The organism is Pseudoalteromonas sp. P1-30, from assembly GCF_001400005.1.
Classification (GTDB): Bacteria; Pseudomonadota; Gammaproteobacteria; order Enterobacterales; family Alteromonadaceae; genus Pseudoalteromonas; species Pseudoalteromonas atlantica.
Genome location: NZ_LKBC01000017.1, coordinates 1 through 26,637 on the forward strand (window position 1 = coordinate 1; position 26,637 = coordinate 26,637).

At 37.9% G+C, this 26,637-nt stretch carries 17 protein-coding genes; 6 read left to right on the forward strand and 11 right to left on the reverse strand.

Annotated features, from left to right (window positions below; translation table 11 throughout):
* The 7 genes from AN395_RS17490 to AN395_RS17520 all read right to left on the reverse strand — a co-directional run.
* Window positions 1-2,413 (reverse strand): TonB-dependent receptor (locus AN395_RS17490; protein ID WP_054983769.1); only part of this gene is annotated, 2,413 nt, incomplete at its 3' end.
* A gap of 62 nt (window positions 2,414-2,475) precedes the next feature.
* A complete protein-coding gene (locus AN395_RS17495) occupies window positions 2,476-4,800 on the reverse strand; it encodes a glycosyl hydrolase (protein WP_054983770.1) in 2,325 nt (774 codons plus the stop codon).
* 189 nt (window positions 4,801-4,989) lie between these two features.
* Entirely contained in the window at window positions 4,990-6,828 is a 1,839-nt protein-coding gene (locus tag AN395_RS17500) for a cellulase family glycosylhydrolase (protein WP_054983771.1), read from the reverse strand.
* On the reverse strand, window positions 6,825-9,521 hold the full coding sequence (locus AN395_RS19545) for a hypothetical protein (protein ID WP_200910456.1): 2,697 nt from the start codon (window positions 9,519-9,521) through the stop codon (window positions 6,825-6,827). Before AN395_RS19545 ends, AN395_RS17500 begins: the two co-directional genes overlap by 4 nt.
* Window positions 9,521-10,726 (reverse strand): AGE family epimerase/isomerase, encoded by a 1,206-nt coding sequence (locus AN395_RS17510; protein ID WP_054983772.1) that lies wholly within the window; start codon window positions 10,724-10,726, stop codon window positions 9,521-9,523. The genes AN395_RS19545 and AN395_RS17510 overlap by 1 nt, the downstream gene beginning before the upstream one ends.
* A 17-nt stretch (window positions 10,727-10,743) precedes the next feature.
* Window positions 10,744-11,928 (reverse strand): glycosidase, encoded by a 1,185-nt coding sequence (locus tag AN395_RS17515; protein ID WP_327078105.1) that lies wholly within the window; start codon window positions 11,926-11,928, stop codon window positions 10,744-10,746.
* A gap of 25 nt (window positions 11,929-11,953) precedes the next feature.
* A complete protein-coding gene (locus AN395_RS17520) occupies window positions 11,954-13,792 on the reverse strand; it encodes a sodium:solute symporter family protein (protein WP_054983773.1) in 1,839 nt (612 codons plus the stop codon).
* A 210-nt stretch (window positions 13,793-14,002) separates the two neighbouring features.
* Here AN395_RS17520 and AN395_RS17525 point away from each other — a divergent pair, with 210 nt between their 5' ends.
* The 5 genes from AN395_RS17525 (at window position 14,003) to AN395_RS17545 (ending at window position 19,952) form a co-directional block, all read left to right on the forward strand.
* On the forward strand, window positions 14,003-14,995 hold the full coding sequence (locus AN395_RS17525) for a LacI family DNA-binding transcriptional regulator (RefSeq protein WP_054983774.1): 993 nt from the start codon (window positions 14,003-14,005) through the stop codon (window positions 14,993-14,995).
* Between the two features lie 92 nt (window positions 14,996-15,087).
* Window positions 15,088-16,239, forward strand: coding sequence for an AGE family epimerase/isomerase (locus AN395_RS17530; RefSeq protein ID WP_054983775.1), 1,152 nt, complete (start codon window positions 15,088-15,090; stop codon window positions 16,237-16,239).
* Window positions 16,229-18,058 carry an arylsulfatase gene (locus tag AN395_RS17535; RefSeq protein ID WP_054983776.1) on the forward strand — a complete coding sequence of 610 codons (1,830 nt, stop codon included), beginning with the start codon at window positions 16,229-16,231 and terminating at the stop codon, window positions 18,056-18,058. Before AN395_RS17530 ends, AN395_RS17535 begins: the two co-directional genes overlap by 11 nt.
* Before the next feature lie 11 nt (window positions 18,059-18,069).
* Window positions 18,070-19,425, forward strand: coding sequence for a phosphomannomutase/phosphoglucomutase (locus tag AN395_RS17540; protein ID WP_054983777.1), 1,356 nt, complete (start codon window positions 18,070-18,072; stop codon window positions 19,423-19,425).
* A gap of 8 nt (window positions 19,426-19,433) precedes the next feature.
* Window positions 19,434-19,952: an NUDIX domain-containing protein gene (locus AN395_RS17545; RefSeq protein ID WP_054983778.1), complete on the forward strand. Its 519-nt coding sequence runs from the start codon at window positions 19,434-19,436 to the stop codon at window positions 19,950-19,952.
* A 224-nt stretch (window positions 19,953-20,176) separates the two neighbouring features.
* Here the strand turns inward: AN395_RS17545 and AN395_RS17550 are convergent, their stop codons facing one another.
* The 4 genes from AN395_RS17550 to AN395_RS17565 all read right to left on the reverse strand — a co-directional run bounded on the left by AN395_RS17550 (window position 20,177) and on the right by AN395_RS17565 (window position 25,219).
* Window positions 20,177-20,845, reverse strand: coding sequence for a hypothetical protein (locus tag AN395_RS17550; RefSeq protein WP_054983779.1), 669 nt, complete (start codon window positions 20,843-20,845; stop codon window positions 20,177-20,179).
* A 120-nt stretch (window positions 20,846-20,965) separates the two neighbouring features.
* Window positions 20,966-22,015, reverse strand: coding sequence for an SH3 domain-containing protein (locus AN395_RS17555; protein WP_054983780.1), 1,050 nt, complete (start codon window positions 22,013-22,015; stop codon window positions 20,966-20,968).
* Between the two features lie 91 nt (window positions 22,016-22,106).
* Window positions 22,107-22,697 (reverse strand): hypothetical protein, encoded by a 591-nt coding sequence (locus AN395_RS17560; protein ID WP_054983781.1) that lies wholly within the window; start codon window positions 22,695-22,697, stop codon window positions 22,107-22,109.
* Window positions 22,698-23,302: 605 nt separating this feature from the next.
* Complete coding sequence (locus AN395_RS17565; RefSeq protein WP_054983782.1) at window positions 23,303-25,219, reverse strand: sulfatase-like hydrolase/transferase; 1,917 nt, start codon at window positions 25,217-25,219, stop codon at window positions 23,303-23,305.
* 208 nt (window positions 25,220-25,427) lie between these two features.
* Here AN395_RS17565 and AN395_RS17570 point away from each other — a divergent pair, with 208 nt between their 5' ends.
* Complete coding sequence (locus AN395_RS17570) at window positions 25,428-26,606, forward strand: sugar efflux transporter (protein ID WP_054983783.1); 1,179 nt, start codon at window positions 25,428-25,430, stop codon at window positions 26,604-26,606.
* Window positions 26,607-26,637: the final 31 nt, after the last annotated feature.

The following is a 26,637-nucleotide window of genomic DNA, read 5'->3' on the forward strand; positions in this document are numbered from 1 at the left end:
TATTTGAGCGCCAAGGATCTAAATAAGGGCTGCCTGATTGGTTACCGCTAGTAGCACAGAAAACATCTGCACCATTCGACTTCTGTACATTACAAGCTAACGTGCGATTTACTGTAATGCCGCCAGCAAGATTATTAGTATCGTGCACTGTTAATGTTTTGCTATAAGCAAAACGCATAATCATATCTTCATTTAAATCTACTTTTAGATTTAATGCAGGTAAAAAATCATCGTAGTCACGTTTCGTATTAATAGTGCCCGCAGCTGGAGCTGGCGTGCCTAATGCACCTTCTATGATGTACTCAACACCATTATAAGTTGCTGACGTTCCTGAACCTGATTCAGTTTGATTAATATCATACTCAGTTTTAACGTATCGAAGGCCAACGTTACCTGAGTAAGTAAAGTCGCTTATTTCTCCAGAAAAGTTAGCTTGTGCGTAGATAGTTGATGTTGTTTCTTCTAAATCGTATGTACCACCGCTTCGAGGTGTCTGTACGATAGTTCCATATATATCTTCATGAAAACCGACAGGGTCTTTCATTGCTCTTGGGTCTATAAAGTACAGTGAGCCTAAACCAGATGCGCCCTGAAAATCACTAATTTGCGTTACGCTTCCGTCTAAACGAGAATCCGTAAATGCTATATTATCTATAAATGACTCTAAGGTTTCTGGTGCTTGTGAAGCAGTATCTTTCCAATGAGCTAAAAATGGGTCACCATATGCGTTTGTTCTTGCAACAGCACCACGCCAAGTTTGTTGCTCAACTTCTCTAACAGCATAGCGAACCCCAAAATCCATCGAAATTAGATTATCACCGTCAAATAACCATTTACCATCAAAACGAAATACATCTAGATCCGCATTTTTATTTACGCCGTCTAAACTGCTCGACGTTAAGCTATAGCGATCTATATTTGTACCAAACTGCTCTGTTGTAACTGTTCCATCATTTTCAAGAACAGACATAGTAGGCAAGACCCAATGCTGTTTATCACCTGAATAGGCAATATTTACAGGTATTTGAGTATATGAGCCTTCAACTGGAGTCCCATCGGGTAATGTGGCTAAACTGCCGTCATAACCCCACGGATTAGCATTACCTAAAGGAACACCATTTGGACCTTTATATGTCGCACCTACCTGAGAGCCACTGTTTACGTAAGCATCTATATAACTAACAGCTTGATCATCTTTCGCTGTACCATGTACCCATCTAAATTTAGCGCTAAATGGTCCATCGCCTTCATATTCAAACTCTAAATTCGTATTGAGTGCTTCTTTTTTTACTTCATGAGTTTCAGAGTGGACCATCGTACGTCGAGCTTGCAACTCCCCAGCTGAAAATGAATTATAACTACCGCCTATATCGACACCATCAACAATATTTTCATGTGCGGTAAAACCATCACTTGTAGGTGTAAACCAGCCTGTTTCTCCTTGCCATGCTTGACTTGCAACGAAACCAGCTTGGTACTGATGTTCATCTAATTTTGTATAAAATACATCACCTGTGATCAATAAATTATCATTTAATTGATGCTGTATAGTAAAGTTAGCCCCTGTACGCCCTCTTTCTATAAATCTGTTTGAAGCCTGATGGCCTTGAAAAGCGTAATACACATCGTCTAAGCTGCCATTTGAGTTTGCATCAACATCACTTGTTACAAAGTTAGACCTTTCTGTTGCATTGAACCCCCAATCATTTCCAGTAGAGCCAATCAAATAATCTGCAAGTTTCACATCGTCATAGCTAAGGTTTAATGACACGGCTGTTTTAGCATCTAAATTATAGGCGCCAAAGATAGAGAACTTACTATCAGTGTCATCTCCCATAGAGCCTTGTGTTGCCTCACCTTTAGCAACAAATGTAGCACCTTCATCTAAGTAAAGAGGCCTTACAGTTTGCAAATCAATTGTGCCAGCTAGACCACTTACAACATGCTTACCTTGTGCTGACTTAATAACATCAATACCAGAGACCATTGTGGAAGGTATATCTGAAAAATTAGGTTGTACCGTCGTTATGCCGCCAGCTGAAAGCATCTGCTCACCATTGAGAGTGGTAGCAACTTGAGGCAACCCTCGAATGTTGACCTGTGCTCCTTCCCCGCCTGAACGTGATATTTGTACGCCTGTTATACGCTGAAGTGAATCTGCAATCGTAACATCTGGTAATTTACCAATATCAGTAGCTGTTATTGAATCAACCACTGAGTCTGAGTATCTTTTATTATTAATCGATTTTACGATTGAGCTTTTAATACCACGAACATATATAACCTCAATATCCTTCTCTGCTTGTTCAGCTGTTTGTGTCTCTGCTTCTTGAGCATAGAGAGAAGAGGAAGCAAATACGCCGCTTATAATGCCTGATGCGATAAGGCTATACTTGAAAGTATTATTATTCATAATTTTCCCTTATATGTTGTGTGTGTGGGCAGCCTAAAGCTGCCGAATAGCCAGTGATTTAGTTATTCAAATTCAACGCTGTCGATATAAAATTGACTTGGGGTATCTACACTCCCTTTAGCCCCCATAAAGCGCACACCAAAACCACTCAACTCATTTAAATCAGAAATATCTAGAGATAGCTGAGTGCCATTTTCAGATAGAGGCACTGCACCTCCATCACGCCATTCATCATTCTGATCTTTGGCAAATAGCTGAATTTGAACATCGCTCCCGGCATTTTCTGTATGCGCAGTAATTTTCAATGTATTAACTGAGCCTAAAACCACACCGCCTTCAGGGTACGTTTGCAAAATAATATTATCATCACCTTCAACTAACTGAGTCTCGCCACTAAGAGATTGAGCTCCATCAGAGAACCATGCTGTACTAAGATTTATACCATCTGTTGGAGACCAATTGTTTTGGAACTCCCACGCTGAAATATCGAACTCATCGCTATTTGCTTCAAAGTTTTCATAGGTACCAGCTTCTACTTTTTCAGTCGTGTTAGGTAAATCGAGTAAGTTGATAATACCGTCAAATGAATAATTACTATCTATCGTTATTTTATCTGCCCCTTGCGGTCCTATAACAGAGCTAGTATCCCAAGTTTCACTGTTCCAGGTTATAAAAAAAGACCACCATGCATTTTGTTCATGCATAGTTTCAACGTTAGGAATAGTGCCAGTTTCTGTAAGTGCCACTAACTTCTTACCGTTATGGCGATCTTTTAATGTTGAAAATTGACTCTTGAATGTGACTTCATCATCGTTCTTTGGCTCTGCATAGCCATCATAGCCAACAATATCTACGTACTCGTCACCTGGATACCAATCTGCACTTAGTGATTGTGTATGAGTGAATACCCAGATTAAATTATTCAGTTGGTGATGGTTAGTCATGCGCTCATACATGATTTCCCATAATTGTTTTAGTGCATCAGAGCCATGAGCCCCCCACCAAAACCACTCGCCTTCGGCTTCATGTAATGGGCGCCATAAAACAGGGATGTCAGCATTTGCAAGCTTAGTTAACTCAAGAGCTACAGTATCGATATCATTAATCAGCGCTTTATAGTCATCACTTTGTTCATCAGCTAGAGCTGCTGTTAAGTCAAATGAGGTACAATCACTGTAAAAACACCCTTGCTCAGCTTCGTTACCGCTTGGGGCACGCCAATGAAATAGTGCAGACACAATAATATTTTTTTCTTCGTGAGCTTTTATTATTGAATCGGTTAATCCAGCGATATCGCTACCGTTATAACTGGCTGAGTAATTCATGTAATCGAAGGCTACAATTGCCGGGGCATCATCTTCTGTTGCATCAACAATTGCGTCAAAATTCGTTAGAGGGAATTCATTACCAACTTTCGCAGGAAACTCAGTTTGACCAGATAAGGTAGATGAACCGTAATTTTGAGTTAGAAACTCCATCAACTTTTTTGTTGTACTTGTGGCGTTAGGATTAACTAAAGATGGCTCTACAGCTAAAGGGGCTGCAGGAGCTGCAGCAGGAAGAATTTGAATACTGTCAACTCTGTAATAGCTCCAGCCTCCGCCAACTTCAATTGTATTTTCCCCTTGATTCATGTTAAAAACATCAACACGAATTTGTTCAAATTTACCCGTTTCAGCAAGTGATAGCTCGCTTACCACACCATTTACTTTTACCTGACCAACTTTGCCACCATAGCCGATACCTATGGCGTAGTTGAGATAAACAGTGTAATAACCAGGTGCATCCAAATTAACATTGAATGTTACTGAGTCGCCTGGGTTGATATCTGATGTATGGCTAGTCCCTGAGTGGCCGGCGATATACATATCATCATTTTTATCAACTATTCTCACTGTGCCTTTTAAGGTTGCAACACTACTGTCTTCAGCTTCAAGTGTAATAAGTTTTTCTGGGTCAAAAACAGTAATGGTAACGTCATCTTTAAGTTCGCTGCCATCAGCATCTACGACAACACTGCCATCCTCGTCGATTGCTTTAATTTCGAATGTGTATGCTTCAATTGCCTCTACCTGAGGCGCTACAAAGTTAAGCGTTGTACTAGTCCAGTCTTCAATTGCAATTGAATCCCCTTCTGTTTGCGACCATAAAATAGTTTGGCCTGCGGTGGTACCTACTAAGCGGCCATCAATAGTTACTTGCTCGCCAGGTGCAAACTCACCGTCTTCGCCCGCAATGACACCGAGCTGTCTAGATTCTGGAGTGTATTCTGCCGTTTCTGTATTAATTTTTTCTCCTTCAACGCAGCCTGATATTCCAGCAAACATTATTGAAGCGACTAAAATAGCTAATTTTGAGTGTTTGTGTGTGTATGTTGTCTTATTCATCATTCTTCCCATACCGTAAACTGTTGCCTACTTCGAAATGGCAAATGAACCGGTTCATTTTTGTGTTGTTAAAAAACCGGTTCGCTACAGTTAAAACAATAATGAACCGGTGTATATGAAACGTATAATATTTAAACTCTAGTTGCAATCAAAAGTTAACAAAATTAAAACAATTTTGATTTATTCCCATTAGTCTTTCGCAATGTAATCAATCTCACTACGAACAATTTCTGATTTATCTGAAAAAATAATTTTAATACGCCCAAAATCGAGCCTAGATAAAGTATATTTCTTTGGTATTAAATAGTCGTAGTTTTTCTCTTTAGAGCTAAAATTGCTAACCTTAGCATTAACAGGACGGTAAATTAGAGAGCTATCAGCATATTCAAAACTAAGTGCATTTTTTTGAGAGCGTTCATAAGTGAAAACTTCTACCTTTTGAATGGGTGCAGAAACATCGTACTTTATCCAAGAGCCTTTCTTGCCCGACAACCGACTAAATGCTTCTTTATAAGACCTATAATCACCAGTTTTTAGCTCAATACCTCTTGATTCATCCAATACAGCAAAGTTTCTCGCCTTATCAACTTGGGTTAAATACTTAATTTCGACAGGGCCTATAATATTTGAAGGCTCAGAGTTTCCAGCCTGATTTAGTGCAATAACGCGGTAATAATAACTTTTTCCAATCTCAGCTGTTGTATCACTATATAAATCAAAGCCAGGAGTATCTAAATCCTCTACATTATATGCAATTGTTCTCCATGCACTTTTTCCTGAGGGGCTTCTTTGTATATTATATCCCGAAGCACCAGCTGAGCCCTGCCAACTAAACTTTGGAGATTCTTTAAATGACAGTAGCTTTGGCGCCTCAGGAACCACTATCTTCGGAGCTACTTTGCCCTGAATTTCAAATGCTTTCTCTCGGTAGAGCTTTAATAGATTTCTTTCATCGTAAATGTGTCCATCATCAAAGCCAGGCCAGTGATAAGCTCTGTATAGCCCATATCCAACCGGTTCAGAATGCTGATAGAAACCACCTTCAGGATGATGACGTCGGAGACTCCACAAAAAAGTCCCTGGAATAGCAGGTTCAGATATTACATAGTCGAGTACCTTCTCTACACCTGTAGTACTTATAAAACCAAACTCTCCCAAAAAAACAGGCTTTTTACCACCAATCATCTCAACTGTTTTTTTAATATTTTTGAGCATTTTATCAGGGCTACCTTCATAATGATGAGTATTCACCATGTCGATAGTTGGCTCATCAATTGAATACTGCTGCACCCATACATCTTCTTTTTCTAAGTGAATTGCATTAAAACCATCAATTAATAAGTGATTATCGTCAATACTCTTTATATACCTAGAAATTTCAATCGCCCACGATGCCGGGTTTTCTAACTCATTCCCAGTTTCCCAAGCCATGATAGTTGGGTCATCTTTGTATTTTATTCCGGTAATCGTGTTGGTTCGATTAAGCACATAATTAACTGTCGCTTTGAAGTCTTCGATCAGCTGTCGGTCCGTCCAAAAATCTTCTGATTTTTTCCCTCTAAAATCTGCATAGTTAGGGCGGCCTCCCATCCAAGGCCAATTATTTAGTAGCGGTACAACTAGGCGTACTTTATATTCCCCAGCTAAGGCTATTGCCATATCCATAGCCTTAAATGCTTCTTCATTAAAAACACCAGGAGACTCAACAAACGTAATAGATTCATCCGGAAAATTATTATTTCTAACAGGGATGGTGTACGAGCGAATAACTCTGCCCCCTAATTGATTCACTGTTTTAAATAAGTCATGTAATTCAAATTCTGAAGGAAGTGCATATGGATTTGCTGTTTCAAATGCCATTTCATCTTCAACATAATTTAATGTAGGAACATTGAAAGATAAAAATCTGAACTCTTCATCGCCATCCATAAGCTTTGTGCCATCAACAGTTATAAAATTATCGAAACTTTTATCACTAGCAAATGCTGTAGAGCACATTAAGAAAATTATTAAAAATATCGCTCTCATTGATTCACTCCTTGTAAATTCTCATTTACTTTTTTGATGATTTTTAAGGTACTAACATCGGTTGCAAATACACTATTCAAACCTTGGGGCTCTTGTGCAGGATCGCCAAGATAGTCATCTCCTTCTTGCCAAATATAATTGCTCTTGGGATTAGCAACGCCATAACCGGCATAAGCCCAAAAGTTAAACCCCGCAAGCTCACCATCATGATTTCGACTATGAGTAATGTTTCTAAACATGGCCTTGTAAAACTTATCGCGGTAATCAGTAAGAGATTTAGGAGAGTTACTTTCCTTATTACGCGGAAAGCCGAATTCAGACATAACGATTGGCTTATTCATAGACTTAGCTATTTCAATATGTTCACTCATATATTGGTTTGCTTCATCTATTGCTGTTTCTAATGATTCAGCTTCATTATTAACATCGTACCAAGACCAATTTTTTGGCCACATATGCATAGTTAAGTAATCTATATGCTTATTGGTATGGTTTTCTCTAAACAGCTCTAGACTACCCATACTCCCAGCAGCGCCCTCATTACCGGTACTTATCAACTGATTTGGCGCTAAAACATTGATAAGGTTGACCGATTCATTAACCCACTGTCTGAATGGTATTTTTGACTTTTCTGAAAATACACGAGGCTCATTAGCAAGCTGCCAACTCATTATGGTTGGATCATTTTTATAAGGCACACCTGTAATACTATTTGTGCGTTCTAATAAGAATTTAACGTGTTTGTAGTAGCTTGCCTTACATGGATCACAACTATAAAACTGTTCAGTGTAATCCATATATTCTTGCCAAGAGACTCCCTCTTCAAATGGATTAGGCACATCCCCATACCCCATCCATTGTAAGTACTGCGACATCCCCCCAGACCAGATCCAATTATTATTTAGATATAGAACCGCTTCCATGTCTCGCTTTGACATTTCGGCAAGTAAATAATCTAAGCCAATTAATAAATTTTCATTGTATTCGTTAGGTTTAATTTGTAATGCTGGTTTCACTGAGGAGTCTGTTATCCCGCCATCAGCTCCAGCTAGTATTCGTAAGTTTTTAATTCCATTATTAGCTAAATTATCGAGTTCCTTAATAAGCCTTTTCCTATCCCCATCGGGAGCAGCTAAAAGAGGGCCGTACCAATAGTTTGTACCTACATAGTAATAAGGCTTTCCATTTTTTATGAACTGGGAGCCTTCAACCTTGATAAAAGTATTTTTGTTATTTGAATTTGTATTCACAACATTACTTGGCGCGGATTTCCCCGCCTCGTTCTCAGCAATTACCCTATAGCTTATTTCACCTGAGTATCCAGCTGGCCAAGTATCTTGAAACAATGTATCTTTTTGTGGATTAAACTTATTTTTACCGTCAGTTACTTCACTAGCAACTCGTTCCCAGTCTGAACTGTTTGACAGTTTACGCTCTATTGAATAATGTTCACCAACTGGGGAACCTAGCCATGATAACTTTAGGTCTTTGGTCACATTTCTTAATATAGGTGCTTGTGGAACAGGAAGAGTAGGAGCACTTTCTAGGCCATTCATTTTAGCCTGTGACTCTCTGACTAATTGAATCACCTTTTTCTCTTCGTTAGCATTGCCTGCATCAAAGCCTGGTAAATGGTAACTATAGTAACCACTATCGCCCTCTGCGTGCCAATAAAAGCCACCATTATGTCTGCGCCCACGGAAACCCCAAATCATAGCGCCTGATGCTTTAACTCCGTTGTAAGAATAATTTACAACCGTCTCCATGATATCTTGAAGCCCTTCTATGGGCTGTAAACCAAATTCACCTACAATATAAGGTTTTTTCCCTGCGATTTTTTTTAAGTCATTTTTAACTGTTTGAGGTTTATTATTACCATTTACCGTATAAAAATGATTACTAATGATGTCTATATTCGGATCGTCCAAAGAAGAATCTAAAATTGACAAATAGTTACCATCTATAACCAATTGATTAGGGGCTAAAGACTTAATATACGCTGCAGTCTGTGAAACAAAGTCTGTTGTACTTTTTACTAGTTCATTACCTGTTTCCCATGCCATGATACTTTTTTCTTCATAATAGTATCGCCCTGTAATCGTATTTTTTCGGGTAATCACCTGTTTAATAATACTTTTGTAAGCGGCATATGTTTTTGAATTAGTATTATAAAAGTCATCTTCCGTTTCTGCATAAAATGCAGCTAACTGCTTACGTCCCCCCCACCACTCCCAGTGGTCAATGAATGGAATTATTAAGCGTAACCCTTCATTATCAGAATGTGCGATAAGTTGATCGAAGATTCGCATAGCTTTCTCATTAAGCCTTGGCATACCATCTTTTTCTTCGGGAGGTAATATATGTGTCTCCCTCGCACATTTTTCATCATCTTTTTGCGCAACTGAAAAGACGTATGTGCGAGTAACATTTAGACCTGATTTAACAAAAGATTGTACCCAATTTTTTTGTTCATCTGACGTTGGCCATTTAAAATATTGCCCCCAACTTCGACTATCATTCTTGCAAACCCCTAATGCATCATCCTCAATTCGATGTAACTCTGGAGCATTCAAACTTGCGAAACGAAAAGGCGTGTTACCATCGTATAACTCACTACCTGTTCTTGTAATATAGTTATCAAAAGCCAATGTAGGGGTAGCGATAAGTGCTGTAAGAAGTGTCAGTAAGCGCATTATTTAATTCCTTCATCTAACTCGGTGAACAATCTACATAACTCCATCATCGCTCTACCATTATGATAAGGAGCTTTCCAAAATCCGACCTTATAGCGAGCTTTCACATCGTTAAGATCGTTAGTGGATACCCAATGCCACTCTCCAAACTCTTTATCTAAGTGGTATTCGTCTATGTAATTCCATATTGCTACACAAGCATCGTAGTATTTTTTATCTTTTGTAATTGCATATGCATTTAAAAATCCGACCAACGCTTCAGCCTGCACCCACCAATCACTATGTTCCAACCTTGTTTCAGTTGAAAAAACAAACTCATCGCAAACTTGCCCTTTATTACCGATAGCTTCAGATAGACATGAAGAGGCAAGCTTAATAACTATTGGGTAAATCTTTGCGTTAATTCTCTGATTATCCAACACTTCAATAGCTTCATTTAATAACCAGCTAGCCTCAATATCATGTCCATAGGAAAATGCTTCTGATAAGTCATTCCACTCCATATCGAAAAATAATTTTTGATGCCCTCTGTCAGCATCAACAATATTGTCTGCGAAAGTATCAAGTACACCTGTTAAAGCTTGCTTGGTCACTGCATCTTTTTTTATTTGATAGAAAGCAGTATAGGCTTCAAGCACATGTAAATGAGTGTTCATTGATTTCGGCGCATTCATATCTTTTTCGCTCAACCGAAAGTCTTCAATGCTTTCCCAATGTTGGGTCATCGCTTCTATATAACCACCATGCACTTTATCTAGTGCAAATTTCTCCACTAACTCAAAGTATTGTTCAGCCTTACTGAAGGCCAATTTTGAGCCTGTTAATTTAAAGTATGAAGAAAAAGCATAAATACAAAAACACTGTGCATATGTTTGTTTTTTAGAGTTGATAACGTTACCTTGGTAATCAAGCTCCCAAACAGCCCCTCCAAATTCGGCATCATCAAAATAATTAATTATGTAATTAAATGAGCGGATTGCTGCTTCAACATGAGCTGTATTTTTAGTTTTCAAAGCCAACTCACTAAAAAACCAAAGGATACGACTATTCAAAACGATCCCTTTACTAGCGTGAAGTACTTGATTACCTTTGCAATCGATTTCACCAATAAAGCCACCATTGAGATGATCTATTGAATTATCTATCCACCATGAAGCAATGTTCTCAAGCTCTTTTGAAATTGTAGAGTGATTAAAGTTAGTCATATCCTTTAAACCTCAAACTAAATAGCTAAGTTGCTATCAATTAACTTATTAATTGACTCAACTGATTTTGCAGAACTTAGTCCATCACTTGGCGCGTTAACGCAGTGATCGACTAATTTTTCGATGGTTGATGTAGCAACGTGCATGCGCGTATCTGACGAGGCATAATAAATAAATACATCACCATTACTATCAGCTATCCAACCATTGCTAAACACAACGTTAGATACATCACCCACTCGTTCATCACCTTCAGGTGCAATTAAATGACCACCAGGTTTATGAGTAATAATCCAAGGTTTTTCTAGATCAGTTAGAAATGTATATAGAACATAACGTAAACCGGCCGCGGTGTTACGTACCCCATGCGCTAAATGTAACCAACCATGTGAAGTTTTAAGTGGCGCAGGCCCTTGCCCATTTTTGACTTCAGTAATTGTATGGTAGATTTTCTCATCGATAATCGTTTCTTCATTGATGACTGCTTTTTCCATAGAGTCACATAGTCCGAAGCCAATACCACCGCCTCCGCCAACACTAATAAAACCATCTTGAGGTCTTGTGTATAAAGCGTACTTACCATCAATAAACTCAGGGTGTAATACAACATTGCGCTGTTGGCCAGAGAAAGTAACTAAATCAGGTAAGCGCTCCCAATTAACTAAATCTTTTGTTCTTGCGATACCACACTGTGCTTCTGCCGCACTAGTGTCTTCTAGTTGAGTTTTGTCTTTTCGTTCTGTACAGAACAGCCCATAAATATAGCCATCCTCATGCTCCACGAGGCGCATATCATATGTGTTTGTATCTGGCTCTTCTGTCTCGGGCATCGTAATCGGACGTTCCCAAAACTCAAAGTTATCGACGCCATTATCGCTTTGAGCAACCGCAAAATATGACTTTCGATCAACACCTTCCACTCGAACTACTATTACGTATTTTCCGTTAAATTTTATCGCGCCTGAATTGAGTGTTGCGTTTACGCCTATTCGTTCTAGTAAAAACGGATTTGTTTCGTGATTAAAATCGTAACGCCAATTTAATGGAATGTGATCATTAGTGACTATTGGATTGCTCCAACGACTATAAATACCATTGCTTTTTTGTACTTCTGAATTTTCTTTAGCAATTAATGTTTTGTGCTGTGCCTGTAACTTTGTAAGCTTTGCTTCAAATTCTGTGATTGTTAATTTACTCATCATAATTCTCTTTAATATTTAACGACTTTTAAACTTTTGTGTTGGCTAACTGCGCATGTTCGGGGTAATCGACTAACTTATCCCACCAATTGAACTTGAGGATTAGCGACGTAATTGCGGCAACAGTTAATGCGATGGTGAACGGCACCCAGTGTTTAATAACCATAAAGATTGGAGCAGCGGTAAGCGATGTGTGCCATATAATACCCAGCACAACATTCAATGCGTCGCGTTTAAAATCTTGGTTAGGTAAAACAGCTGAGTTGTCTTTATGAATCTCTTCTAAAACAGGCTTCCAAAACCCCCAAGGTCGAGTTTTTAGATAAAATGCTTTAAGAACTTCCATATCATCTGGCTTGGTTTTTAAGCTCACGACAACACATGCTAGTAAACAAAAAGCAAACATAAATGGGAATGCATAAAGAGGCGAAACGCTTGTGAACATCATAGGGATAGCAGCCACAATACCTACGGCCATGCCGGCAAAGTAGCCCATTCCATTGAATCTCCACCAATACCACTTAAGAACGTTAGATGCTGTATAACCACCGTATAGAGCTGAAACTAGCCACAGTACTATGTCATTTAATGAAGGTACAAATAAGCCAATAGCCGTACCTAAAACAACGAACAAGATAGATACAACGTAACTTAGTTTTAATGAAACTGACTCAGTCGCCTCTGGATTTATATAACGTCGATATATGTCATTTACAACATAGGCAGGTGCCGCATTAGTAGTGGCAGCAAATGTGGACATGAAAGTAGCTAACAGGCCTGCAATCATTAAACCGAGTAAACCCGCTGGAACGTAATTAGCTAATGCAAAAGGGAGAATTTTTTCAAAATCAACAGCATCGCCCATTCCATTTAGCTCGTCCATATAAAATACTAAAGCTAAAACAGTCAAGCCTGCAATCATCATGTAGCGAGGAAATAATAGAACAACATTAACAAGCCAGCTCATTTTAGCTGCATCTGTCGGAGTTTTCGCCGAAAGAACACGTTGCATGTCAAAATTAGGAGCTGGCCCAGCCAGACTTTGTAAAATCCCTTTAAATAATACCAACATTATAAATACCGAGAATAATGACCAGCCATCTTCGATAATTTTTTGGTTGGCGCTGTCTAAAATACCAGACCAATCTATGTCTAATTGCCAAGCGAAGCCTATTTCAGCCCAGCCATCTGGCGTCACTTTTGCTAGCATTTCAGCTGAGACTTGATTCATTGCAATTATACCAATTGCAATACACACAATAGTCATCAAAATAAATTGGAGAACTTCAGTGAAAACCACACTTGTCATGCCACCTTTTACAACATAAATAGTTGTAAAAGCGGTTAATATTAGTCCGTAGTACACTTCATTGGTTTGCGGGTCAGCTGAAAGCTCCCACGGTAAAAATGCAACTGCAAACTTACCTATACCGATAAAACTATAGGCTAAAAAGCCTAGTACACTTAATAAAGCAAAACCGACTACAATTAAATGGCTCAGCTTTGCACCACGGTTATCCCCAAACCTAAACCTAATCCACTCGGCACCAGTCATAACCCCTGATCGTCTTAGCCAAATAGAAAGGAAAACCATTAGAAATATTTGATTAAACGCAGGCCATAGCCAGGGAATAAATATACTTTTAGCCCCGTAGATGAATAAAAGATATACCATCCACATCGTTCCGCTAATATCAAACATACCAGAGGCATTTGAAAGCCCGAGATATTGCCATTTGAGACTATTTCCACCTAAAAAATAGCCTTGTGTGCTTTTTTTTGCTCGGCTGGAAATCCAAACTCCTAATAGAACAATTCCTACTAAGTAGCTTAAAATTATTGCCAAGTCTAATGTTGTCATATTCATTTTATACAACCTAACTTAGTGACTTTTGACCACAAGATTGTGGATAAATTATTTTATTGTGTTAATCTAAAAATGAACCAAATGAACCGGTTCATATTTTCAAGATAACTTTTAATAGTAAAGATTGCCAGAGATATCTTTAAATTTCTGTAAAAGTTAATCTAACTGTTTTATTATCAGTACATTAATGTTTTTGCCCAAAGGTTGATAATGGCTACAATTAGAGACGTTTCTAGAGAATCGGGGTTAAGTACCGGTACTATTTCTAAGGCTTTAAGTACGCCAGAAAAAGTGTCGCCTAAAAATCTTGCTCGAGTTGAAGCTGCAATTAAAAAGCTAAATTATAAGCCTAATATGCTTTCGCAAAAGTTTAGGAAAAAAACATCGAATACCATTGTTGTTCTAGTACCAGATATAGCCAATTTGTTTTTTGCTAAAGTAATTTCTGGTATCGAAACAGTAGCTCAAAAGGAAGGGTTTAGCGTATTACTTGGGGATACAAAAGACTCAATTGAAAGAGAAAAAGAGTTTGTTTCTATGGTGGAAACTAAACTTGCAGACGGTATTATAAATCTTCGACCATATAAGGCCGGTGATGCGCTGTTACCGAAAGAAGGTATTATTTCCGTTAATGCTAGTAGTTGTGAGAATACACCAGGGGCAACAGTTAGAATAGACAATGTTCAAGCTTCGCAAAAGGTGGTTGAATACTTAATAAGCTTAGGCCATAAAAGAATTGGAGTGATTAGTGGCCTAGCTGATAACCCGCATACAGTGGATCGCTTAAAAGGTTATAAAAAAGCTTTATCTAACTTTGACATAGAATATGACGCTGATCTTATCGTTGAAGGTGACTTTAATTACTGGTCAGGACTAAGTGCCGCAGAAACATTTACTCGAATGGCCAACATACCAACTGCAGTTTTTTGTATGAATGACCAGATGGCAATTGCCGCTATGAAGGGGTTTACCGACAAAGGACTCAAAGTTCCTGATGACATGTCTGTTACTGGTTTCGATGACATGAATGTATCTCGCTACTGCACACCTACGCTAACCACGGTAGCACAACCGGCTGAAAAGATTGGGGAAAAATCAGCAGAGCTACTATTTGAGCTACTCTCAGGAATAAAACCAAAAGTAACAGAGCATATTTTACCTTATGAGTTCGTGATCAGAGAAAGCACTAGCGCGCCCAAATAAAATTTAAATAAAAAATGAACCGGTTCACATTGGTGTTTTTGACAATTTAAAATTTGTCAGAGTAATCGTTAAAAATCAAAAGGTATAACACAATGAAAAATAACCTATATGAGTATGTGAACTGGTTAGAAAATAAAGCACTACCCTATTGGAGCACATTGGCTATTGATGAGCTCGGTAGCAGCTATGAAAAAATAAATGCTAATGGTGAGCCTGACATCACATCTGATCGAAGAGTGAGAGTACAAACAAGACAGATGTTTGTTTTTTCTGTTGGTCATAAATTAGGATGGATTAAAAATGGTTTTTCGCTGGTTTCAGGCCTAGAAAACTACATATCCAAATATGCAAAAAAACCTGGCGCAATACATTACGCTCATTTATTAAATTATCAGCATGAAATAATTAATGATGATCAAGATTTATATGACATAGCTTTTTTATTACTAGCATACGGTTGGCGTTATCACGTATTCAATGACCTGAACGCACTTAATGCGGCAAACGAACTACTCAGTCAAATTGATAAACAGTTAAAAGATTCACCAGGAGGTTGGAGTGAGGGTAGCTATGAAACAAAATTTCGTAGACAAAACCCTCATATGCATTTATTTGAAGCCTTTTTAACTCTTTATAAATTTACAAATAATGCAAAATGGTTAGCCAAAGCTGGGGAAGTATATTGCTTGTTCGAAACCTGCTTTATGGATTTAGAGCAAGGTGTTGTATATGAATTTTTTAGCAAAAATTGGGAAAAAGCAGCATGTGATAAAGGAAACACCGTTGAGCCTGGGCACATGATGGAGTGGGTTTGGTTACTTCGCCAGTATCAAAAATACACTCAAGCACCGGTAGATAAAATTTGTAACATACTCTACCACAATGCCCTAAAACTAGGCTTAGACGAAAATAGCGGTCTACTTCTTGATGAAATAAACATTAAAACACTTGTATCATCAGGTACCAAACGCTGCTGGCCTATGACGGAATGGTTAAAAGCAAGCCTAGCGCAAGCTGAATATGAAAAAGCATCAACTTATAATTATCTGCAAGATGCCGATCAGGCTGCAAGTGGAATTTTAACTCACTTTATTCGCTCAACTGCTCAAGGTGCATACGTAGACCAACTTGATAAAAATAATGATGTCATCAATGACACTGCCCCTGCGAGTACTCTTTACCATCTAGTTATGGCTGGCGTTGAAGTATTACCCTTAATAAAGGAGCTTTCACATGCGTCTTAGTATATTTATTCTGATATTAATTAGCCTCCCACTATGGGCGAAGGAACCACCTAATATATTACTTATTACTGCCGATGATATGGGATTTGATGATTTATCACTGCATAAACACCCATATATAAAAACTCCTAATTTAGATGCCTTAGCTAAGCAATCAGTTCAATTCTCTGACTTTTCGGTTACGCCGGTTTGCTCAACTACACGGGCGGCCTTATTAACAGGAAGAGATTTTTATAAGACAGGCGTATCTGGGGTGCACGGTGGTCGTGATTACATGCAGCTATCTGAAACTTTGATTTCTGATATTTTAAACGACAATGGTTATGCTACTGGGCTATGGGGTAAGTGGCACATAGGTAAAACTGAAGGTTATATGCCAACCGATAGAGGTTTTGATGAAGCCTACTATGCAGAGCTTTACCAACATAAAAACAGTACAGGTTTTTATAATGGCAATCCAGTAGAGCATAAGGGTTGGGTTTCAAAAGTAATCACTGATTACAGTATCGATTTTATAAGAAAAAATAAAAATAGACCTTTTTTTGCATATACAAGTTACTTAGCCCCTCATGAACCCTGGATAGCACCTAAAGAATTTACACAAAAATTTATTAATAAGGGAATGCGGCCAGCCATTGCGAATTTATACGGAATGATTGAAGAAATGGATTATCAAATAGGTCGCCTTTTACAAAGCTTAGAAGAACAAGGCTTAGCTGATAATACTATAGTTATTTTTATGAGCGATAATGGCCCTTGGTGGGATTCCAGTAACTTAGGCGCAATGACCAAAAGTGAGTGGGAAGAACGTAACCCCTCTAAAATGAACGGTAATAAAGGGCAAAGCTGGCAAAATGGCATAAAGTCCCCCCTATTCATTCGCTGGCCTAATGAATTCAAAGCAGGTACGGTGAATCGTTACGTAGACGTGAAAGACATCTTCCCAACACTTTTATCTTTAACCGAAACTCAATTACCAAAAACAAATAAACCTATAGATGGACAGTCTTTTGTCGATTACCTGTACGGTAATACTGAGGGGCCTAACAACAGAGAAACATATATAGCTTCGCACAGCGTTAAATCTAATAAAGAGCATTTTAATCAATGGACACCAATTGATGATGAGGCTCGTTCACAAATGACCTATCACTCTCAAGTAATAGGTCTGCGAAACGAGCAATATAAGCTTATTTTAAACCCAGCTAATGACCGCGATGGCTACCCGCAACCAGTACAAAGATACATTCTTATTGATATGCAGGCAGATCCTTTAGAGCGCCACAATGTCATTTCAAAACACCCTGTTGTAGCAAATAAAATGAAGGTAAAGCTAAAAGAAAAGTTTCATCAACTTCTTGTATCAAAAACAAGCTATGCACCACCTGTTTTTGTTGTAGGTGGTAACGAAACGATCTCTGTGGTAAATGGCTTTGGAGCTGCAACAACAAATGGAAATACTATTAGTACAGCGCATCATATGACTAATATGAAAGCTAAAGGAGATAGTGCTAGTTACTTAATAGAAGTAAAAAAAGCAGGGAATTACGATGTATATTTCAAGCAAGACAATACTGATGCCGCGGGAATATTAATAAATGTAAATATCGGACAAAACAACCTTTCTTCTGAGCTAACAGAGCTGAACTTACAAAAATTAGGTTCGGTAAAATTAAAAATCGGTACTCAACAAATTAAATTTAATGTCATGCAGAATAATAGCTACAAACCCTGGGCTGAAATATCAGGTTTTAGGCGCCTAATACTTGTGCCTAAAGGTTACGAGATTTCAAATCATGACTTAAAAATGCCTCAATAATGGAGAACATTATGTATTCCCTAGACTGTTTTAAAGCCTACGATATTCGTGGCATAGTGCCAGAGCAATTAAATCCTCTACTTGCTTATAAAATAGGGCAAGCTTACGCACAAGTGCTTACGGGTGATAAAGTTGTTATCGGTCACGATATACGTTTATCAGGCCCAGATATTTGTGAAGCCTTAGCACAAGGATTAATTGATTGTGGTGTAGATGTAATTCATATAGGTCAGTGTGGTACCGAAGAAATATACTTTGCCGTACCACATTATAATGCTGATGGTGGTATTTGCGTAACCGCGAGTCATAATCCTGCCAATTATAACGGCATGAAAATTGTTGGAAAAGAGTCAGTCCCTGTAAGCGAAAAAACGGGTTTAGCTCAAATAAAGGCTATAATCGAAGACAATAACTTCCCTGCTCCCGTTAAAGAAAAAGGGAGCTTATCATTTCAAAACCCAAGAAGTGCCTATACGCAAAAGTTACTCGAGTTTATTAATATCGATAAGCTGAAACCACTAAAAATAGTTGTCAATCCAGGCAATGGTGGAGCTGGAGAAGTGGTAAATTCACTTGAAAAACACTTACCTTTTGAGTTTATCAAAGTGAACTTTGAGCCTGATGGTCACTTTCCTAATGGCGTACCAAATCCCCTATTAATTGAAAATAGAGCTGTTACCCAGCATGCAATTAAACAGCATAAAGCTGATTTAGGAATTGCTTGGGATGGTGATTTTGACCGTTGCTTTTTCTTTGACGAAAAAGGTGACTTTATTGAGGGGTATTATTTAGTAGGACTCTTTGCGAAACTAATGCTGGATAAAGAACCAGAGGGTAAAATTATTTTTGATCCTCGCCTTTATTGGAATACAGAGTCCATCATTAATGATACAAATGCACTAGGGATAAAAAGTAAAACGGGGCACGCCTTTATAAAGGAACGCATGCGCGAAGAACATGCTTTATATGGCGGTGAAATGAGTGCACATCACTATTTTAGAGACTTTTACTATTGTGATAATGGGACAATTCCTTGGTTATTAATATGTCAATTTTTGAGTAGTATAGACACCCCGCTATCTTCTCTAGTAGAGCAATACCAGCAACAATACCCATGCAGTGGCGAAATTAACTTAACTGTAGATAATGCAATAACCGTACTAGAAGCTCTTTATACAGCATACGCTCATGATGCTATTGAAACCGAGCATATTGATGGCCTGGGAATTACCTTTGATACATGGCGTTTTAACGTTCGATGCTCTAATACTGAGCCGCTACTTAGGGTAAATCTAGAAACAAGAGGTGATATTAATTTACTGAATCAAAAAACCTCTGAAATAGTGAATTTTATTAAGAGAATATAGGTCCCATTATGTTTAAATTTTGCCCTAATTGTAAAAGTATTAATATCAACTTTATCAATCAGCATTTCTGGAAATGTAAAGATTGTGATTTTCTTTATTATCATAATGCTGCTTCTGCGGTTGCAGGAATAATTAAGTTTCAAAATAAAATACTATTTACGATCAGGGCAAAACAACCATGCCACGGAATGTTAGACTTGCCCGGTGGCTTTGTAGATCATAACGAAACCCTTGAACAGGCTTTAAGCCGAGAGGTAGAAGAAGAGCTTGGTTTGCAGATAGAGAGTACCTGTTGGCAATATATTGCATCATTCCCAAATACCTATAATTTCCAAAATATCACTTACCATACTTTAGATAGTGTTTTTTACTTTGAATTGACAAGTTCTCCCTGTTTAGAGCTACAAAAAAGCGAAATATCAGAAGCTAAATGGATAGAAATAAGCAAAATAAATTTTGACATGATTGGCTTTGCATCACTAGCTAAAGCACTAAAAACCTACCTAAATCAACTTGATAACTTGTAGCTCATGTCCGATTTTACAGTTTAAAAGAACGGGGTTAGACTTCGCCCTACAGGCGGCTTTGAGCGAGAAGCAGACGGTCGAGTAAACTCGTTTTTGGACAAAAGCAAGTTAGAGTATTTATTCGGTAATGCTTGCCTAACCTGCGCGGAATAGCAGACTTAAAATAGCAACGAAGAAGCGCAAACCTGTTGTTTTGCGTCCTTTGATTTAGACACTTGTTTTATTTACACTCGTACGCTGTAAGTTTTTGCCAACTCTTTTGCTTTTGTTGCAAATAACGTTTTATGCTTTGGCTCAGCAATTTTATCAAGGATATCTCTATAGCAATGCCTTAACACTCTAAGTTCCACTACAATTTCTTTTTGATCTTTAATCGAAAATTTCTTTAAATCACAAATTGATTCTGAAAATTCATATTTTTCCATGACAACTCTACGCATCCAGTCGTCTTTTAATTCATTCTCTTTTATAGAATCCCCTAACATTTGATTGAAAAACAAACCTGCACCTAAGTGATAAAGTCCTTGCTCTTTACCTCCAATTGCTCTTTTCAAATCTTTTTGGATATCGGCATCAAGTAACTCAATAGTAGGATTTTCCAGAAATATATCCTCCATCCGTTGTAGCCTTTGAAGTTGAATTGTTAGTTTGCTCTGCACGATCCCATAATGTTTTTGCAGTTCATTCTCATCTAATTCTGAAAATATGATGGCATCTTTTCCTCGGCAAATATCTAACAGCTCATCAGCGGTTTCAACGAGGTCACCCATGATAAAAAAACACTCAAGAAGCTCAACTATTTTATCGTCATGTTGTCCTTGTCGGTAAAGTTCATACAGCTTTGGAGCTGCATTACATAATGAGTTTAAGAACTTAGCAAATTGGCCTAACATCAAACCTCCATAGTAAACATAACGCCCGGCTCTCCGAGCAAATTTTTGATGGCGACTTTTGTGCGTCTTTTGCACAAAAGGTGAAAGCAGAAATTTGTCCGGTGCGGCCGTTTGTTAGATTCATTTAAAATATGCCGTATAGCGTCTCGACACCCAGCCTTGATCAAGCACTCCATCAATCTCTACTTCGACTAAAAGCCATGAGCGGTGTGACTTATCTATTACCTCAACTAATGAACCAATTGGCAAAGTCGTTATTATTTCAGATTTCATACTGGGGCCTTCTCTAAAATGAAGAGATTGCACTGTTGTTACACGAAACCCTTTTAACGAGGAACGATCAAAATTGCTGTTAGCTGCGCGAGTAAATTGCCTAACCTCGGTAGGCGTAGATATAGACTCTAGCTCTTTTCTTGCCTCCACTGCGTTGGTCATCATGTAAGCAGATAAGCAACTAAGTAAAATCGGCAAAAAATAATAGTGGTATAAATAGAGCAAGATGCTCTTAGTTTTGTCAGATAGCGCATTAAAGTCTGTTTGTGAATATACCTCTGCGCTTATTTGAGCATCTATCTCTATAAGAGATTCATCTATTGTATCGGTCTTGCCCATTTCCGACGTGAAGACCAAGGCTACACTTTCAGGAAATGGGCTGTTATCTAGACTGGCTAAAGCTTTAAATGACGCCAAGTTACTAATTTGAGATATTTGCTTAAATGCCTCAGATTGCTGCAAGGCAATTGAGGCAAGCTGACTTGTTTTTTCAAATCTTTTCAGCTGTTTCGCAAAATCAGACTGCTGAAATGCCAGAGAGGATAGTCGGGCTGATTCAGCTACAGCCTTAAAAGACCTCATAGCATCCGATTCTTGTAGAGCTAACGTTGCCAACCGAGTTGATTCTGTCATTTGCCTAATAGACTTCATGGCATCTGATTCGTGGAAAGTATGCGAAGCGAGTCTGCTACTGTCAGCGGCAATCCGAGCAGATTTCATTAATTCTGATTCGTTAAAAGCCAAAGATGCCAGCCTTGTTGTCTCACTGAGCTTTCTTATTGTTCGAATTGTTTCAGATTCCTGAAACACTGAAGCAGCAAGGCTTAATTGTTTTTCCATCTTTCTTATTGAATTCAACCAAGGCGGATTGATAATTTTTTCGATGCTTTTATCCATGATTCTATATAATCTTCCCTCTTAGACGGCGCGTAGGAATCTAAAGCCTAAATCAGCTGCGTCGTAGGCATCACCTGGATTTACTTGTTTGCTACCGCATACGAGGCGCTTGTGTTTGTTGCTGATTCTGGAGCTCTTGATCAAGTTTGATTTGGAGTTTTTTTTCTAATTTTATCGCTTTACCAAACTCATTTAGTCTCATACATCTGGTTACAGCACCTGTTTTGCTTACACCAGCTACCAGTCCAAAACTTCCAGAACCACTTTTAGAATTTTTCTTATGTTCAACAAATTTATTAATATATTCGATGAACTTACTCTTTGATATTCCCGATTCTAGTGCCAGTTCGGTATCAACTTTCTTGCCAGAAAAATACTCTTGACATACAAGTTCAATATCTTTACCTAAGAAGTTTTCTTCCCCATAAATTATTAGATGGTGCTGACCAATTGATTCAAGCTCTTCCTTAGCTTTCTTATAATCTGTGAATTTTTTTAATTCATCACTAACACTCTTAGAATCTCGCTTAAATTCAATTAACACCCATTTAGAAACATTTGCAAATATAGCATCTCCAGCCTTTTCGTGATTTCCATCTAGCGGAGCTACGAATGTTCTTAAATCAACGTACTTTTGGATGAAATAGTATTCAACTGTCTTTTCCCACCAAAGAATGCTCATTTATGCTCCTATGTTGATTGAGGTAGCTAACAATTTTATAGTGCGTTCGTCGCGCATCTTTGTGCCGATGTTACGCGCATGTATTAATGAATCTATTTTTAACAAATAACGTAATGCATAGCCAACTTTAATATTATTATTGACACTAAAGATATTCAAGAAAATGCACTCGTCGCTCATTTTTCTTGAATATGGGAGCACAACAACAAAACTGTGTGTTCATACAGTTATTTATGTCATCACCAACATAAAAGTTAGTGGAATATAAGATTATGGAGTAGAACCAATATCATTAGATGAATCAGACTGTATCTGATAGCTCAAAGCCGACCTATAAAGTAATTACGTTAACTCACTTTGGGGCAGAAACGAGTTACGGCTTATAGTCGGCTCATGGCACTTATGCGACTGTCAGATCTTGTCTGGACTAATACATAATTCCTTGGTAATTAGACCGACATAATCCCTTGATAATCACACTTATTCAGATAACTGGCTCATAAAGTGAAGCTTAATACTTTTCTCATGACTTAAACTTTACGACGAATTTCAACAAATATGGCCTATCAAAAGCTACTTTTATAGGCCAACTCCTACTTCGCGTTTTAGTGCTTTATTAATTGTATCGCTATAACTTGATCAAGTTCAGCAACAGTTGTGTTAGGTTTAACCTCAACTAGTTCTAACTTTAACACTGAGCAAGTGGCATCTAGCTTTATATCCCCAAGAATAAAGTTATGTATTTCTGCTTTAAAGGTTTCCGGTTTATCAAAGTCGCTCCAGTAAGCACTTTCATTTTGAATTAACGTTCCAAACTCATTAGTAGTGTCACTTGCTTCAAGGCTCGATGATAGAGCGCTCTCACCACAGCTAAGGGTAAATACTCTTGATGAGGGCTCTTGCATGTTTGTAATTAGTCTAGCTTGATAAGTACCACTTGAATTAACATTCACATTATATTTGGCCCATGCGCCTTCGTTAGTCCAGTTAGCTAGAAAGTGATTGGTATTCATTAAGTCAGCGCTAATATCCGAAGGTGATGATGCGTAAATTTGACTAAGTTTTCTATTTTTATAACCAATTTGAAAAGTAGGCATTTTCAGAGAATTAGGTTCATCCAATACTTTTTCATACCATTTAGTTAGGTACTCTTGCATTTCCTTGGCTATGCCTTTGTGTTCAGCGAATACATTTGTTGTTTCTAGTGGGTCTTTAGCTAGGTTATACAGTACAACTTTATCTTGATTACCTTCATTTTGTACTAATTTAAAATCGCCATGCCTAACAGCAAGCCTCTGCTCAGAAGCATCAGATATATCTATTCGATAATCAGAAGATAAAGGATAGTAGAACCCTGTAGGATCTAATTCGTGATAATTCACCTTTTGGGTTGAAGGTGATGCGTAAGCACTCACAATGTAGCGCTCACTTAATTCGCCGCCATTTAAAACGTTAACCAACGATGAACCATCTAGTTTTTCACTATCAAATTCAATACCTGCCCAAGTAAGAATTGTAGGATACAAGTCTTCAATTTGGCTGAGCTGCTCAGTAGTTTTAGCTGCATAATTTTTTGGCCACCGTATAAATAATGGCGAATGTATACCATTTTCCCAGTTATCTCCTTTCATACCTTTTTTATTATTTGGGTTTCTCAAGGCCCATTCATCTTCGGATAAACCAAAACGGTAACTCTTAACCCAAGGCCCATTATCACTAACAAAAATAACTATGGTATTATCACTGACCTTAGCTCTTTCTAGTGATTCGAGTAGACGACCTATATTTTGATCTAAGTTATCAATCATGGCATATAGAGAAGACATCGCTCTTGATAACCCCTTTTTTTGATATTTTTCTATAATGCTCTCAGGCGCCCGCCAAGGGTTGTGAGGTGCCATATAAGGAACGTAAGCAAAAAATGGTTTACTTTTATTCTCTTCTATAAAGTTAATCGCAAAGTCAGTTATCACTTTAGTGGCTGAGCCCTGAGTTTTTATTTCACTGCCATTTAATAAACCTACATTATCAAAATAGTTGTATAGGCTCGCATAATAAGCTTCATCAAAACCACGATCCCAAGGAAAGTAACCGTTTGTTTTTCCACTGTGCCACTTACCCCACATACCTGTTATGTAACCATTTTTTTGTAATTTTTGCGGGAGCAGTGTTTCTGATAAATCAATATAATCGCGCCCACCATGAACACCAGAAACTCCTGTTTTCATGAAATTTCTACCCGTTAATAATGAAGCTCGGCTTGGTGCGCATAAAGACGATACATAAAAATTATTAAACTGAACTGACTGGTTTGCAAGCTCATCTAAGCTAGGCGTTTGTATAATTTCATTTCCATGAATACCTAGGTCGTCATATCCAAAATCATCTACTTGTATAAGCAATATATTGGGTTTAAGCTTTTCGTTATCTGTCTCTTTAGACTCATTAATTTGTGTATGGGTACAACCACCTAGTAGCAAAATTTTTAACGCCACAATAATGAAAAATTTCTCTGCCTTCATACTAATTACTCCCTGCTTTATCTGAGCTCAACAACGTAACTGAGCCCCAATTAACCATAAAAATTATTACTTGGCTTTAAAGGGGTTACGTAAGGCTTGAAATTAAATACAACACGCCATATGAACCGGTTCATTTTGATTGTACAATCTATATACTTTTTTCTCTAGTAAGTTTTAGCTTTAAGCTAAATTAACAAAAAGACTTTATATGATATTTAAAAGAGCTTTATCCTTACCCGTATTATTTATATTTATTACGTCAAGCCTTCAGGCTTTTCTGTTTTCTTTAACCCTTCCGACGCTTAGTTATTATATTTCAGAAAAATTTTCAGCTGATGCTTTTTCAATAGGTATGTTTTTTATACTCATAGCGCTATCAGGAATAGTAATATCTCAACTAATGGGAAATTTATCAGATAAGCTTACAGATAGACGCCCTTTAATTACATTTGGGTTATTTTCAGGTGCAATAAGCTGTTACATATTTTCAGAAGCACATACATATATCGTAGCCTTACTCGCAGGGGTTACTTTTTTTAGTATTTCATTTTCCAGTATTTCTCAGATTTTTGCTCATGCCAGAGAATATGCAGAGCAAAGCTTTAATCGTAAAGAAATAGTAATGTTCAATACTAGTTTACGCGCATTATCTGCATTTTCCTGGGTTGGCGGCCCTGCCCTAGGGTTTATTTTACTTAATTATTTTAATTTTTATTCATACTATAAACTGATAGCCCTGCTCTATATTGCTTGCACAGCCTTAGCCCTTTTTGTTTTACCAGCAGCAACTATCTCATCATCAAAAGTGATGACTAATGCTAAACCCAACGCCTTGATAGCTATTGCTTTTATAGCTTTCTCACTTATGTTTGCGTGTAACCAGGCTTATATAATCGCCCTCCCCTTATATGTAACACAAGAATTAGGGGTAGATGTAAGTTGGTCAGGTTGGCTGATGGGAACCGCTGCAGCTATTGAAATTCCAATAATGCTTTTTGCAGGGTGGCTAGGCACACGCTTTGCGATATCTTCTTTAGTTTGCATAGGAGCTATTGCTCCAATTGTTTTGTACTTAGGTTTTTGGCAGGCTACTGAGTTGTGGATATTATTCCCACTTCAAATTAGCAATGCATTAATGATAGGCTTTATTGCTGGTTTAGGCATGACGTGGTTTCAAGATTTGATGCCCAATAAAACAGGTGCTGCTTCTGCACTATTTTGGAATACAACAAATGTAGGCAATATTCTAGGCGCGGTAATTATCGCTTCTTTCGCCCAGCTACTTGGCTATAGGGATGTCTATTTAATAAATACCATCATGGCAATCACTGCGACAATATTATTGCTCTATGCAGCGCGAAGAACCATGACTATTAGAGTAAATTAAAAGCGACTATTAGTAGCTTAAAATCAGATAA